The 12,932-nt window shown below is 56.4% G+C and carries 13 protein-coding genes and 1 pseudogene; 7 read left to right on the top strand and 7 right to left on the bottom strand.

Going from position 1 to position 12,932, the window contains the following annotated elements; all coding sequences use genetic code 11:
• Window positions 1–109: 109 nt before the first annotated feature.
• Window positions 110–835 (bottom strand): exonuclease family protein, encoded by a 726-nt coding sequence (locus ACYVM5_RS13425; protein WP_460618621.1) that lies wholly within the window; start codon window positions 833–835, stop codon window positions 110–112.
• 160 nt (window positions 836–995) lie between these two features.
• On the opposite strand from ACYVM5_RS13425, the gene ACYVM5_RS13420 reads away from it, so the two are divergent.
• Window positions 996–1,418 carry an EamA family transporter gene (locus ACYVM5_RS13420; RefSeq protein WP_460618620.1) on the top strand — a complete coding sequence of 141 codons (423 nt, stop codon included), beginning with the start codon at window positions 996–998 and terminating at the stop codon, window positions 1,416–1,418.
• 399 nt (window positions 1,419–1,817) lie between these two features.
• Window positions 1,818–3,218, top strand: a complete 1,401-nt coding sequence (locus ACYVM5_RS13415; RefSeq protein WP_460618619.1) for a hypothetical protein — start codon at window positions 1,818–1,820, stop codon at window positions 3,216–3,218.
• A gap of 54 nt (window positions 3,219–3,272) precedes the next feature.
• On the opposite strand, the gene ACYVM5_RS13410 is transcribed toward ACYVM5_RS13415, so the two are convergent.
• From ACYVM5_RS13410 to argB, 6 genes and pseudogenes are all read right to left on the bottom strand, one after another.
• The gene (locus ACYVM5_RS13410) at window positions 3,273–4,136 is read right to left on the bottom strand and encodes a hypothetical protein (protein WP_460618618.1); all 864 of its coding nucleotides are present in this window, start codon (window positions 4,134–4,136) and stop codon (window positions 3,273–3,275) included.
• A gap of 33 nt (window positions 4,137–4,169) precedes the next feature.
• Window positions 4,170–4,394 (bottom strand): annotated as a pseudogene (locus ACYVM5_RS13405) (TonB-dependent receptor plug domain-containing protein); the annotation flags it as partial.
• 91 nt (window positions 4,395–4,485) lie between these two features.
• A complete protein-coding gene (locus tag ACYVM5_RS13400) occupies window positions 4,486–4,782 on the bottom strand; it encodes a hypothetical protein (RefSeq protein WP_460618617.1) in 297 nt (98 codons plus the stop codon).
• A 184-nt stretch (window positions 4,783–4,966) separates the two neighbouring features.
• Window positions 4,967–6,268, bottom strand: a complete 1,302-nt coding sequence (gene argH, locus ACYVM5_RS13395) for an argininosuccinate lyase (protein WP_460618616.1) — start codon at window positions 6,266–6,268, stop codon at window positions 4,967–4,969.
• A 15-nt stretch (window positions 6,269–6,283) separates the two neighbouring features.
• Entirely contained in the window at window positions 6,284–7,330 is a 1,047-nt protein-coding gene (locus ACYVM5_RS13390) for a M20 family metallo-hydrolase (protein ID WP_460618615.1), read from the bottom strand.
• A gap of 8 nt (window positions 7,331–7,338) precedes the next feature.
• Window positions 7,339–8,121: an acetylglutamate kinase gene (gene argB / locus ACYVM5_RS13385; RefSeq protein ID WP_460618614.1), complete on the bottom strand. Its 783-nt coding sequence runs from the start codon at window positions 8,119–8,121 to the stop codon at window positions 7,339–7,341.
• 424 nt (window positions 8,122–8,545) lie between these two features.
• Here argB and ACYVM5_RS13380 point away from each other — a divergent pair, with 424 nt between their 5' ends.
• The 5 genes from ACYVM5_RS13380 to ACYVM5_RS13360 are packed head-to-tail and all read left to right on the top strand — an operon-like array spanning window position 8,546 to window position 12,887.
• Window positions 8,546–9,178, top strand: a complete 633-nt coding sequence (locus ACYVM5_RS13380) for a GNAT family N-acetyltransferase (protein ID WP_460618613.1) — start codon at window positions 8,546–8,548, stop codon at window positions 9,176–9,178.
• A 2-nt stretch (window positions 9,179–9,180) separates the two neighbouring features.
• Window positions 9,181–10,371 (top strand): argininosuccinate synthase, encoded by a 1,191-nt coding sequence (argG, locus tag ACYVM5_RS13375; protein WP_460618612.1) that lies wholly within the window; start codon window positions 9,181–9,183, stop codon window positions 10,369–10,371.
• Window positions 10,361–11,341, top strand: a complete 981-nt coding sequence (gene argC / locus ACYVM5_RS13370) for an N-acetyl-gamma-glutamyl-phosphate reductase (protein ID WP_460618611.1) — start codon at window positions 10,361–10,363, stop codon at window positions 11,339–11,341. Before argG ends, argC begins: the two co-directional genes overlap by 11 nt.
• Window positions 11,342–11,359: 18 nt before the next feature.
• The gene (locus ACYVM5_RS13365; RefSeq protein ID WP_460618610.1) at window positions 11,360–11,743 is read left to right on the top strand and encodes a hypothetical protein; all 384 of its coding nucleotides are present in this window, start codon (window positions 11,360–11,362) and stop codon (window positions 11,741–11,743) included.
• Between the two features lie 4 nt (window positions 11,744–11,747).
• Window positions 11,748–12,887, top strand: a complete 1,140-nt coding sequence (locus ACYVM5_RS13360; protein WP_460618609.1) for an aspartate aminotransferase family protein — start codon at window positions 11,748–11,750, stop codon at window positions 12,885–12,887.
• Window positions 12,888–12,932 lie beyond the last annotated feature (45 nt).

Raw genomic sequence — 12,932 nt, 5'->3', positions numbered from 1 at the left:
ATTTTTCAAACTTACTAACTAGTAAGTAAGTAGAAATACATCTGTTTCCACAAAAAAAATCCCCGCCTGAATTGGGCGGGGATTCTTGTTGTCTTGACTTAGCGCGGGCTTATTCGTCGTCCGAATGCTGCCCCAGCGCGTCCACGGCGGCTTGCACAGCTTCGGCGCGGTAGGCGGGCGCGGTGCCGGGGGCTTTCAGCAAACGTAACAGGCGCTGATACTTCTGGCGGCCCTCGGCCAGCATCTGCTCGCTCACTTCGATGGTGAACACCCCGAAGGGCTCGTTTTTCTGCACCCCTACTAATAGGAACCGTTCAGCGCGCAGCGCATCGGTGTAGAAAGCGGCTTGGCGGTCATAGTCGTAGGCTGAGCACTGCCAGAGAAAATGGTCGGCATCGCGGGCGTTGGTGGTTTTGAAGTCGATGATGGTGAACGGCTCCTCCGGGTGGGCTACTACGAGGTCGGCCCGCAGCTTGCAGAGCGTATCGGTGGCAGGTTCGGTGAAGAGCACGCTCACTTCGGGGGTACCACGCTCCAGCAGCCCGGCCAGTTGAGTGTTGAGTTTGACGCCCTCCACCAACCACCACACCAGGGTGTCGTTGAGGCCGGGCTGACCGGCTACGTAGTCGGCAGGCTCCAGCAGGGCGGTGTGGAAGGCCGTGCCAAAGCTTAGCGCGCCTTCGTTGGCGCTGGTTTGGGGGCGGGGCGGGCGACCGTCGAGGGCATCGCGCAGGCGCGAGAGGTCGGAATTGGCAATGGCCGGCAGGGCGCGGTAGGTGTCGTAGTCGAGGCGCAGCAGGTCGGGCCGGCGGAAGTCAGGGGCAGATTCGGGCACAGGATTCGGGATGGGTCGAAAAGGTAACAGAAAAACCTGCGAAATGGCTTCACCGACCGGCAATTTTGCCCGGCCATCAGCGCTGGCAAGTCGGCTTACGTACCCGTGAAATGGGCGGTTATTTCCGGCCCCGTTCGCGTCGATTTCTTCCCCCTTGCTTATGGCCTCCTGGATTCCCTACGCCCTGCTTTCGGCCCTGTTTGCGGCCCTCACCGCCATTTTTGCTAAAATCGGCATCAAGGGCGTCGATTCGGATTTGGCTACCGCGATTCGCACCGTGGTGATTTTGCTGCTGGCCTGGGGCATTGCCATCGCACGCGGGGCCACGGCCGGACTGCCGGCCCTCACGGGGCGCACCTGGCTGTTTCTGGTGCTGTCGGGGGTGGCCACGGGGGCGTCGTGGCTGTGCTACTTCCGAGCCCTCAAGCTGGGGCCGGTAGCCAAAGTGGCCCCGGTCGATAAGCTGAGCGTGGCGCTGGCGCTGCTGCTGGCGGTGGCATTTCTGGGCGAAACCATCAGCCTGAAAGGTGCGCTGGGCGCGGGACTGATTCTGGCCGGGACCGTGGTTCTGGTATGGAGCTGAGGCGCAAAAAATGAACAGAAAAAGCAGGCAATGCTGCCATCGGCATGAGGCCTAACGATTTAGCAATGTAATAAAACAAAGTATTTTCATTATATAAGCCGATTCTCATCTGCTCGCAGTAGGGCCAATGCTGCGTTTAGGGCACATTGGGAGTTGGAAGCTTCAGCTTATAATAAATGCTTCTTACCTGAGTCAGATTGCCACATAGGTCTAAAAAACAATCATTTAACCTCAATATTATGCTTAATAATATTTAATAATTTGAATAATAATATAAAATACCTGAACAAATTCACCTACGCATAATTATTGCATTTTTCAAATTATATTTTTTATTTATCACATAATTTAGTATATTTAGTAATGTCTTAAAGCTTATCATTCTTTTTCCCATGCGCCATGAAAAAGTCATCACTCATTGCATTGATTGTCAGCGCATTTTTTTCGGGAATGCAGATGCAGGCAACAGCGCAATGCACATACCGCGTAACTCAGGACGGCTCCCTGACCGACCCTAACACCTTTGCAGCGCAAACCACGGGCTCGGGTTGCTCGGCCCTGCCAGCCTCGGGCAGCAATGCCAGAATCGTTATTGGCAATCACAACGTGACGCTGTCGAGTGCCTACTCGGTGGGCAACGGGGGAAGCATTTCGGTGGATGACGGGGCGCTAACCATTCTCAGCGGCGGCTCCATTACCGTAGCAACCGGCGGCAATATTACTGTATCGAGCCGAGCATCACTTAATTTGTCCAATGGGGGCACTATCAATGGCAATGCCATTTTTACTCTGGGCGACGGCACTAGTTCGCTAAGAGCGACCAACCTCCTCGTAGGCGCGGGGAGCAGCGTTCGAGTCGACAAGATGACCGTTGACAAAGCGACCGTTAGCATTGCTGCCGGGGGCTCGGTCACTACTGGCTGCAACTTGGTGCTGCTCAGTTCCAACATTGTTTCCGACGGTTCCCTGAATATTGGAGGCAACCTGGACCTATCGGTTGGTGGTGCCAATAACACCCTGTGCGGCAGCAATAACCAATTCTCCGGCTCCTTGGTAGTGACGGGGTGCGTGTATGGAGGCAATGGTGCTACTACGCACCTCTTGAATAACTGCGCGGCCGCGGCCATATCGGTCTGCGTGCAACGCACTCCTTCCGCTGGGTGCGGGGGGGCGCTGGCCGCGGCAAATACCAACGAAGCCAATTGCGATGCGGAAGCGCCCAGCATCCGCTGCAAAGCCCTCCCGGTTGAGCTGGTGCTTTTTAACGCTCAGGTTTTGGATGACCAGAAAGTAGGCCTGGACTGGGTGACGGCGTCGGAAAAAAACAGCCGGGCCTTTGTAGTTGAACGCTCGTCGGACGGTAAAGTATTCCGTGAGCTGAGTTCGGTAGCGGCCGCCGGCACCACCCAGCAGCAGACTACCTACCACGCCACGGATGAACAGCCGCTGCCAGGAACCAGTTACTACCGCCTGCGGCAGATAGATTTAGATGGCACATACGATTTCTCGCCGGTGCGCGCCGTGAAGGTTGGCCGTTTTGGCAGCGGTTTCGCCGTGTACCCGGGCTACTCGGCCCAGGAATGGGTGGTCAGCACTTCGCTGCCCGTCGAAACCCTGGCGCAGGGCCCCGCCACCGTGCGGGTATTGGATGCGCTGGGACGCCTGCTCCAGGTGCCCTGCGCTGGCGATGCGGCCCAGCCCGGCCAGTGGGTACTGGACCTGCGCTCGCTGCCCACGGGCGTGTACGTTGTGCGGCTGCTGACGGCGGCCGGCTCCTTCAGCCAGCGCATCGCGCAGTAGCCCCCAATCAACAAGTTAAAAAAGGTCGCCTGAGCTTTCGAGCGCGGGCGGCCTTCATGTTTTTGCCCAGCGCCACGTCAGCGACACGTTGAAGACGCCGCCTTCTACGGGCGCCCACAACTCGCGGAAAACAGGGTTATCCAGCGGGGACAGTACTGCTTTTTCTCGACGGGTTTGGCGGTAATCGAGCACATTTTCGCCGTTCAGAGCCAGGGTAAAATTGTCTAAACGGTAGCGCAGCAGCGCGGCAAATAGCGGGTAGCCGGGCGTAGCGCTACCATCGGAGCGGTATTGCTGGCCGATGTAGGAGGCTTCGAGGCCCGCGCTAAAATTGTCCGTGAATTCGACCAATCCCACGGCGGCAAACTTGCGGCGCAGGCCGGCCGCGTGCAGGTAGCTGGCCTCGGTGTAGTAGGTGGTTTGGTAGGCGGTGAAGGCATCGGAATTGGTGTTCACGTCGCGCACAAAGTCCGTAATGGTGCCCTTGACGGTGAGGCGGCCGTCGGCCAGCTCGTCGCTGGTGTAGAGCAGGTCGGCGGTGTTGCGCAGGCTGGTGTTATCGACGTAGAAAACGTGCCCGCTCACGGGGTCGAAGCCTTTTTTAAGAACCTCCAAATCGCCGGCCCGGCGGCTTTCCAGGGTGCCGGTGTAGCCCAGCGCCTCCTGGCTGTGGGCATTGGGGTAGAAGAACAGGCGCGGGTGCAGGTTGAGGCTACGCACCCGGGGCACGTCCACGAAACCGTCGCCGTCCACGTCCTTTTCCTTTTGATTGACCAGCCCCACGAAGGCCGAATAGCACCAGCGCTGCCCGCGCCGGGCCACAAATCCGTTCAAATCCGTCTCGCGCAGCGTAGTCTGGTTATAGCTGGCGGCGTACTGCGGCGTGCCCAGCGTGGGCGTTTTGCTCACCAGGTTCACCAAGCCGGCAATGGCCCCGCCGCCATACAGCGTCTAGTTTGAGCCTTTAATGACTTCGACCTGCCGCAAATCGAGCGGTGGCACTGTGAGCAGCCCAAACGAGCCCGCGAAGCCACCGTAAAGCGGCACCCCGTCGCGCAGAATCTGGGTGTACTGGCCCGGCAGGCCCTGCAGGCGCAGGTCCAGGTTGCTGGTAGTGGGCGAAGTAGGCTGAATCTGGGTGCCCGCAATGTCGCCAAACAGACTGGCAATGCTGGCTTGATGCTGCTTTCCTCTTCCATTTCCTCGGCCCCCAGCACCTCCACCCGCGTGGACAGGTCCTCGATGCGCGAATTGGTGCGCGTGGCCGTCACCAGCACTTCTTCTTCAATTTCAAGCCCGCCCGGCGCGAGCAACAGCGCCAGCCCTGCCCCCACCGCCGGGGCCGCCACCAGCCGCGGCCGGTAGCGGCAGTGCCCGTGGCATCGGTAGCCGCCCCAATGCTGGTGCCCGGCACCACCACGCTGGCCCCAATCAGCGCTTCGTGCCGCAACGAGTCGCGCACCTGCACGTGCAGCGTCTGGGCATGGCTGGCCGTGGGCACCAGGACCAGCAGCAATGCCAGCCAACCGCTATTAACCTCCCGCACAATAAATCGAGCAACCATACCAGAATTATCAACCCAATAATCTGTAAAAGTATGGTGTGCTATTACGCCTATTCTGTGCAGAATCTGTTGCAATCTGGCTTAAAAGCAACAGCTCCAGCACGGCTTCGCACTGGAGCTGCATAGAAATTCACTAATTATACCAAAAACAACGGATGCACTTCATTCATAAATATTTACCTGCTTATTTAAACAACTCGCTTCCCTGTTTCCACTGCTGCACCTTGGCCGCAATTTCGGCCAGCCCCAGGTTGTGAATACTGCCCAGGTGCGTGGTCTGAAACGCGCGGTGTGGCACGTAGCTGCCGTCTTCCACGGCCCGCCCCACCTGCTGGTAGGCATCCCGAAACGGTACGCCGGCAATAATGAGCTGATTGATATTTTCGACCGAAAATATCGGGTCATATTTCGCCTGTTCAATCACGCCGGATTTAATCTTGATTTCGGGCAGCGCAAACAGCAGAATGTCCAGCAAATCGGCAAACTGCATCATAGGGCCAAAGAGCAATTCTTTCAGCAGTTGAAAATCGCGGTGGTAACCGCTGGGCAGGTTGCTGGTGGCCAGAATAATGTCGTTGGGCAGTGCCTGGAGACGGTTGGCGTGGCCGCGCACCAGCTCAAACACGTCGGGGTTTTTCTTGTGCGGCATAATGCTGGAGCCCGTGGTGAACTCCTTCGGCAGCGTCACAAAACCCAAATCCTGGCTGTTATACATCACCAGGTCATACGCCAGCTTGCCCAGCGTACCCGCCGCGCCCGCAATGGCAAAAGCCAGGGTTTTCTCGGTTTTGCCGCGCAGCATCTGCGCGCCCACACTGCTCACCGCCACGCTGCCAAAACCCATTTCCCGGGTCGTCATTTTGCGGTCAATCGGGAAGCTGCTGCCAAAGCCTGCCCCCGAGCCCAATGGGTTCTGGTCGGCTACCCGGTGCGCCGCCTCAAACAGAGCCAAATCCAATAGCAAATGCTCGGCATACGCCGAAAACCACAGGCCGAAGCTGCTGGGCATGGCCGCCTGAAAGTGCGTGTAGCCCGGCAGCAGGTCGTTTTTGTGTGCCTCGGCTTTTTGCAGCATTACCTCCACCAGCGCCAGCATCTGGGCGGAAATCCGCTCGGTGTAGTCCTTCAAAAAAAGCTGAATTGCCGTCAAAACCTGGTCATTGCGTGAGCGAGCCGTGTGAATTTTCTTGCCCGCGTCGCCAAACTTCTCCGTCAGGTAAGACTCTATTTTGGAATGAACATCCTCAAAGTCATCCTCAATTTGGAACGTGCCCGCCGCCACCTGCGCCAGCAGCTCATCAAGGCCGGCAACCAGCTGTTGCCGTTCTACTTCCGAAATCAGGCCCACTTTGGCCAGCATATTGGCCTGGGCTTTCGAGGCCCGCATATCGAACGGGGCTAGGTACATATCGAGCACCCGGTCGTGGCCCACAGTGAATTTTTCGATGGTATCATTAACCGAAAATCCTTTTTCCCAAATTTTCATAGCGTACTCCGGTAATTAAAATCTAAAATCAGTCAGCAGTTCAATGTAATCCCGAATACCCGCCCGAATTTCACTTACCAGAATGAATTCGTCTGGCGTGTGCGAGCGCGCACTTTCGCCGGGTCCCATTTTCAGGGTTTCAAATGGCATCATCGACTGGTCCGACAGCGTTGGCGAGCCGTAAGCCGTCTTCCGCATCGCCAAGCCCCGCTTAATTAGCGGGTGATTTTCGCTGATGCGCGAGGAATTTAAATGCGTGGAGCGCGGCACAATTTCGGACTGCAGCTTCGAGCGCAAAAAATCAATAATTTCCTGGTTCTGGTACAGCTCATTTGTGCGCACATCAATCACAAACTGGCACCGGTCCGGCACCACATTGTGCTGCGTGCCGGCGCTAATCTGTGTCACGGTCATTTTTACCGGCCCCAATAGTGGCGAAACTTTCGGAAACTGGAAGCTGCGCAGCCACTGAATGTCGTCCAACGCCTTGTACAAGGCATTTTCGCCTTCATCGCGCGCGGCATGCCCCGTTTTGCCATAGGCGGTGCAGTCCAGTACAATCAAGCCTTTTTCGGCAATAGCCAGGTTCATGCCCGTAGGCTCGCCAACAATTCCGAGGTCAATTTTTCCGAATTCCGGCAGCACGCTTCTGATTCCGTTCGCCCCCGAAACTTCTTCCTCTGCCGTGATGGCGCAGATTAAATTAAACGGGTTTTTGCTGCGCTGAAAATACAAAAAAGCAGCCAGCAAGCTCACGGCCGAAGCACCTGCATCATTACTCCCCAAGCCGGTCAATTTATCGCCTTCCAGCACCGCCCCGAACGGGTCGTGCGTCCAGCCGGCCCCGGCTTTCACCGTATCGTGGTGCGAATTGAGCAGTACCGTTGGTTTGCTTGCGTCGAAATGCGCTGAAATAGCCCACACGTTATTCTGTTGGCGCTTCGATGTTACGCCGTGCGCCGTAAGAAACTCCTGAATCAGCGTAGCCGTACCGCCCTCTTCGCGGGAGAAAGAAGGAGTTTGAATTAGCCGAATTAATAATTCAACGGCTTCGTCGCTCAATTGAGTTATCAAGTCAGGCATAGCGTTGTTTTCATAACGTCGTTGATGTGCAGTGCGTGTTCAATAATTACTTTATCAACCCCGAACTGCAACGCGTCAAATGCATTTTCCAATTTAGGCAACATGCCGTCAGCAATTATTCCGCTTTCCTTCAATTCGGCGTAATCCATCAAACTAATTTTGGATATTACCGAATTATCATCATTCACATCAGCCAATACACCGCGTTTTTCAAAGCAGAAATGCAATGCCACCGCGTATTCCTTACTCAACGCCTTCGCTACAGAAGCCGCAATGGTATCGGCATTGGTATTTAATAACTGGCCGTGCCCGTCATGGTTAATTGGGCAGAAAACCGGCATCAAACCCAGGCCCAGGAATTGACATATCAGTTCACTGTTCACGCTGGCCTCGCTCAAATCACCCACGAAACCGTAATCTATCTCGCGCACCGGGCGCTTCACGGCCCGAATCACGTTGCCATCGGCCCCGCTGAGGCCCAATGCGTTGACGCCCCGGCTTTGCAGGGCCACCACAATTTGCTTGTTGGTTTTGCCGGCGTAGAACATGGTCACCAAATCCAGCGCCACGGCATCCGTAATTCGGCGGCCGTTTACCATGCGCGGTGCAATGCCCAGGTTTTTCATCATTTCGCTGGCGCCTTTCCCACCACCATGTACGAGGATTTTCGGGCCACTGACTTCGGAAAGTAGTCGCACGAATTCCAATAAATCGGATTCGCTGTCAATTATACCGCCGCCTATCTTAAATATTTTTAACTCGGGCTTCATCACTGCTTCACATACGCGCAAACCCAGTATTGGGCCAGCGTCATTTCAAAAAAACCACGGGAAATGTTGCAGGCAAAAGTAGGGGCTTTTACCTTTGCGGCAGAATTGAACCTCTTGGTTCGCTGCTTCGTTAAAGCGCCGAATCGACTTAGTTTTCGCCATGTCCCTCCCCGTTTCCACGTCTTCGATGCTTACTCTGGCCAACCGGCCGGGTATGGCTGGCGTGCGCCAAACGACGTGCGCGCTGGTGCGACGACCCTAGCGGCTTCAGCAGCCGCATGTTGGCCCCTTGGCCAGCCCCTTTGAGCCGGGCTAGTATCCGCTCAACTTACAGACAGGTTTGGGCTTTAGCAGGAATTTCCCGTACACAATACTTCGGGTTTTCCGGACAGCCACGCATCTATCCCTAAGTTTCTAATAATCAATGACAATTCGGGTTGCAACGGCAGCGGACGCTCAGTACGCTGAACAATTATGCCAATGGTACGTCGAGTCGGCCAAAACGCGGGGCACCGGCATCGCCAAACGCGAGCCGGACTACGTGGCCAAAAAGATGGCCAGCGGCGACGGCATCATCGCCTTCGTCGATGACGAGCTGGCCGGCTTCTGCTACATCGAAACCTTTGACGATAAGACCTTTGTCGTTAATTCAGGTCTGATTGTGAACGCCGAAATCCGCAAGGGCGGTGTAGGCCGGGCCATCAAGCAGGCCGTGTTCGAGCTGTCGCGCACCAAGTATCCGCAGGCCAAGATTTTCGGCATCACGACCAGCCTGGCCGTGATGAAAATCAACACCGACCTGGGCTACGAACCCGTCACGTTTTCGGAGCTGACCACCAGCGAAGACTTCTGGAAAGGCTGTAAAAGTTGCAAAAACTACAGCATCCTGATGGAGAACGAGCGCAAGATGTGCCTCTGCACCGGTATGCTATACGACACGCACGAGAAGCAACTTGTGCAGGTGCAAGTGCCTGACTTTGCCGCGCACATTACGCCGCCGCTGCCCATTGGCGCCGACCCCGCCCCTACTCCTTCTGAAACCGATTCTGCTCAGTAATAATGAAGAAAAAAGCCATTCTCGCCTATAGCGGCGGCCTCGACACCTCGTTTTGCGCCGTATATCTGTCGCGCGAGCTTGATTTGGAAGTGCACACCGTCATCGTCAATTCCGGCGGCTTCACGGCCGAGGAGCTGGCCGCCATCGAAAAGCGTGCCTACGAATTGGGTTCGGTGAAGCACGAGGTGATTGACGTGACCACGCGCTTTTATCAGGATTGCCTGCGCTACCTGCTGTTTGGCAATGTGTTGAAGAACGACACTTACCCGCTGAGCGTGAGCGCCGAGCGCATGTTCCAGTCGCTGGCCATTGCCGAGTATGCTCGTGCTAATGAGGCCGATTACATCGTGCACGGCAGCACCGGTGCTGGCAACGACCAGGTGCGTTTCGATGTGGCTTTCTCTGTTATTGCCCCTAAAACGGAAATTCTGACGCCCATCCGCGACCTAAAACTCTCGCGCCAGGCTGAGATTGAATACCTGCAGAAACAGGGCTTCGAAATGAGCTGGGAGAAGGCGAAGTATTCCATTAACAAAGGCATCTGGGGCACCAGCGTGGGCGGCGTCGAAACGCTGACCTCGCACGAGGCCCTGCCGGAAAGCGCCTACCCCTCGCAATTGCAGCGACATGATTCGGAGCGTGTGGAAATCACCTTCGATAAAGGCGAGCCCGTGGCGCTGAATGGCGAAACGCTGGCCCCGGTGGCCCTGATTCAGAAGCTAAACGAGTTGGGCTCGGCCTTCGCCATCGGCCGCGACACGCACGTGGGTGATACCATTCTCGGCATCAAGGGCCGCGTGGGTTTTGAGGCGCCCGCGCCGCTCATGCTCATCAAGGCGCACCACCTGCTGGAGAAGCACACCAGCACCCGCTGGCAGCTGCTGCACAAGGACTACATCGCCAACTGGTACGGCACACTATTGCATGAAGCTCAATACCTTGACCCGGTGATGCGCGACATGGAAGCCTTCCTGGAATCGTCGCAAAACCACGTTTCGGGCAAGGTGTTCGTGCAGCTCAAACCTTACCAGTTCGACCTGCTCGGCGTGGAGTCGAAGTACGACATGATGCAGTCGAAAGTGGCCACCTACGGCGAGGAAAACAACGCATGGGATTCCCGCGACGCCCGCGGTTTCATCAAAATTTTCGGCAACCAGCTGAAAATTAGCGCCAGCCTGCACGATGAAAATTAAGGCCGGCATCGTGGGCGGGGCCGGCTACACGGCCGGCGAGCTTATCCGCATTCTGCTGCACCACGAGTTTGTGGAGCTGGGCGGCATCGTCAGCTCGTCGAACGCGGGCAACCCCGTGTACCAAGTGCACGACGACCTAGTGGGCGAGACTGACCTGGCTTTCACCTCCGAATTGAACGGCGATGAGGACGTGGTGTTTCTGTGCCTCGGCCACGGCAATTCCAAAGCATGGCTTCAAAAAAACACCCTACCCGAAACCACGCACATCATTGACCTGAGCAACGACTTCCGCCTGAACGCGGATGCCGAGTTTGAAGGCCGCGAGTTTGTGTACGGCCTGCCGGAACTGAACAAAGCCCGCATCCAGCAGGCCCAGAGTATTGCCAACCCCGGCTGCTTCGCCACGGCCATTCAGTTGGCGCTGCTGCCGCTGGCCAAGGCCGGCAAGCTTACCGACGACATTCACGTGTCGGCCATCACCGGCTCGACCGGCGCGGGGCAGAGCTTGTCGGAAACGGTGCATTTCTCGTGGCGCACCAACAACGTGTCCATCTACAAGCCCTTCACGCACCAGCACCTCGGCGAAATCGGCGAGAGCCTGGCGCAGCTGCAGCCGCAGTCGGAGGCCGAGATGCACTTCATTCCCTACCGCGGCAATTTCTCGCGGGGCATTTTCGCCAGCGTCTACACGCCGTCGGATTTGACGCAGGACGAGGCGCGGGCGCTGTACCGGCAGTTTTACGCCGACGCGCCGTTCACCACGGTTTCGGACAAGGAAATTCACCTCAAGCAGGTGGTGAACACCAACAAATGCTTGCTGCACGTGCAGAAACAGGGCAAGCAGTTGCTCATTACCTCGGTTATTGATAATCTGGTAAAAGGTGCCTCGGGCCAGGCCGTGCAGAATATGAACCTATTGTTCGGGCTGCCTGAAACGACGGGGTTGAATTTGAAGGCAGTTTTATTCTAATTCTCTTTCTAGCTGCTCATGTTTGAAGAATTATTTATTTCAGCAGGCAAGATTCGGCTAGGCAGATTAGTAGGATTAATATCTTTTATCCTTTTAATGATTTGGTTTGAATTTAGCATTCCAAATTCAATCGGTGTAATGAAGCAGGCATTTGACCAGTTCAACGGTGCTTCAATCTGTGGGCGAATCACAGAAATCCATTTGACAAAAACAGGTATTGGACTAAGCGTTAATGGTAGTGCTTTTGAATTTACTCCGGTACTAAATGGACGCTCAAATGATTTCAAATCATTTGATGCTATAGCTGCAATAAATGATTCTATTGTGAAACCGTCTTACGCCGACACGGTACACCTTTTCACAAAAAATCGAGTGTATAAGTGCACTTTCAGAAAATACTAGCCTTATGGAGCTTTTCAACGTTTATCCCCTCGTCAACATCACGCCCGTGAAAGCGCTGGGCGCCAAGCTGTGGGACGACCAGGGCCAGGAATACCTGGATTTCTACGGTGGTCACGCCGTTATTTCCATCGGCCACAGCCACCCGCACTACGTGCAGCGCCTCACCGAGCAGCTGCAGAACATCGGCTTCTACTCCAACTCGGTGCAGATTCCGATTCAGACGCAGCTGGCGCACAAGTTGGGCCAGGTGTCGGGCTACGAAGACTACGCGCTGTTTCTGTGTAACTCCGGGGCCGAGGCCAACGAGAATGCGCTGAAGCTAGCCTCCTTCCACACCGGCAAAACCCGCGTGGTGGCGTTTAAAGGTGCGTTTCACGGCCGCACAAGCGGCGCGGTAGCGGCCACGGACAACCCAAAAATCGTCGCGCCCTTCAACGCGGGCCACGCCATCAGCTTCCTGGAATACGACTTGGCGGCGGTAGAAACCACGCTGCAAGGCGGCGACGTGTGCGCCGTAATCATCGAGCCGATTCAGGGTGTGGGCGGCATCATCATGCCCTCCGATGAGTTCCTGCAAGGTTTGGCAGCACTGTGCAAGCAATATGGCGTCATCCTGATTGCCGACGAGGTGCAGAGCGGCTACGGCCGCAGCGGCAGGTTTTTCGCGCACCAGCACGCCGGCATCCGGCCCGATATTATTTCCGTGGCTAAGGGCATGGGCAACGGCTTCCCCATCGGCGGCATCCTAATTGCGCCGGAGCTGAAGGCCTCCTATGGCCTGCTCGGCACTACCTTCGGCGGCAACCACCTAGCCTGCGCCGCCGCCCTGGCTGTGCTCGAAGTCATCGAGGACGAACACCTGCTGGCCCACACCACCGAAATGGGCGACTACCTCCGCACCGAGCTGCTGGCCCACGCCGGTGCCGAAGAAATCCGCGGCCGCGGCCTGATGGTGGGCATCAAGTACGACTTCCCCATCAAGGACGTGCGCGACAAGCTGCTCTCGGAACACCACATTTTCGTGGGCAACGCCTCCGACCCCACGGTGCTTCGCCTGCTGCCGCCGCTCAACATCACGAAGGCCGAAATCGACCGGTTTTTGCAGGCCCTGTACACACTTATTCCGGCCGAGGCAAGGAAGTAAGCGGCTTGAGAACTAACTTGCAGCCCCAATGAGTAGCACGATGAA

It is taken from the genome of Hymenobacter ruber, from assembly GCF_054783255.1.
The sequence above is the reverse complement of the archived record's forward strand: the minus strand, read 5'-3'. Positions and strand labels throughout refer to the sequence as shown.

What these genes read in the sequence shown, in the direction of transcription:
- ACYVM5_RS13420 (WP_460618620.1), top strand. Translation starts at nt 996, where the DNA reads ATGGCCTCCTGGATTCCCTACGCCCTGCTTTCGGCCCTGTTTGCGGCC.
- ACYVM5_RS13415 (WP_460618619.1), top strand. Translation starts at nt 1,818, where the DNA reads ATGAAAAAGTCATCACTCATTGCATTGATTGTCAGCGCATTTTTTTCG.
- ACYVM5_RS13400 (WP_460618617.1), bottom strand. Translation starts at nt 4,782, where the DNA reads ATGGTTGCTCGATTTATTGTGCGGGAGGTTAATAGCGGTTGGCTGGCA.
- argH (WP_460618616.1), bottom strand. Translation starts at nt 6,268, where the DNA reads ATGAAAATTTGGGAAAAAGGATTTTCGGTTAATGATACCATCGAAAAA.
- argB (WP_460618614.1), bottom strand. Translation starts at nt 8,121, where the DNA reads ATGAAGCCCGAGTTAAAAATATTTAAGATAGGCGGCGGTATAATTGAC.
- ACYVM5_RS13380 (WP_460618613.1), top strand. Translation starts at nt 8,546, where the DNA reads ATGACAATTCGGGTTGCAACGGCAGCGGACGCTCAGTACGCTGAACAA.
- argG (WP_460618612.1), top strand. Translation starts at nt 9,181, where the DNA reads ATGAAGAAAAAAGCCATTCTCGCCTATAGCGGCGGCCTCGACACCTCG.
- argC (WP_460618611.1), top strand. Translation starts at nt 10,361, where the DNA reads ATGAAAATTAAGGCCGGCATCGTGGGCGGGGCCGGCTACACGGCCGGC.
- ACYVM5_RS13365 (WP_460618610.1), top strand. Translation starts at nt 11,360, where the DNA reads ATGTTTGAAGAATTATTTATTTCAGCAGGCAAGATTCGGCTAGGCAGA.
- ACYVM5_RS13360 (WP_460618609.1), top strand. Translation starts at nt 11,748, where the DNA reads ATGGAGCTTTTCAACGTTTATCCCCTCGTCAACATCACGCCCGTGAAA.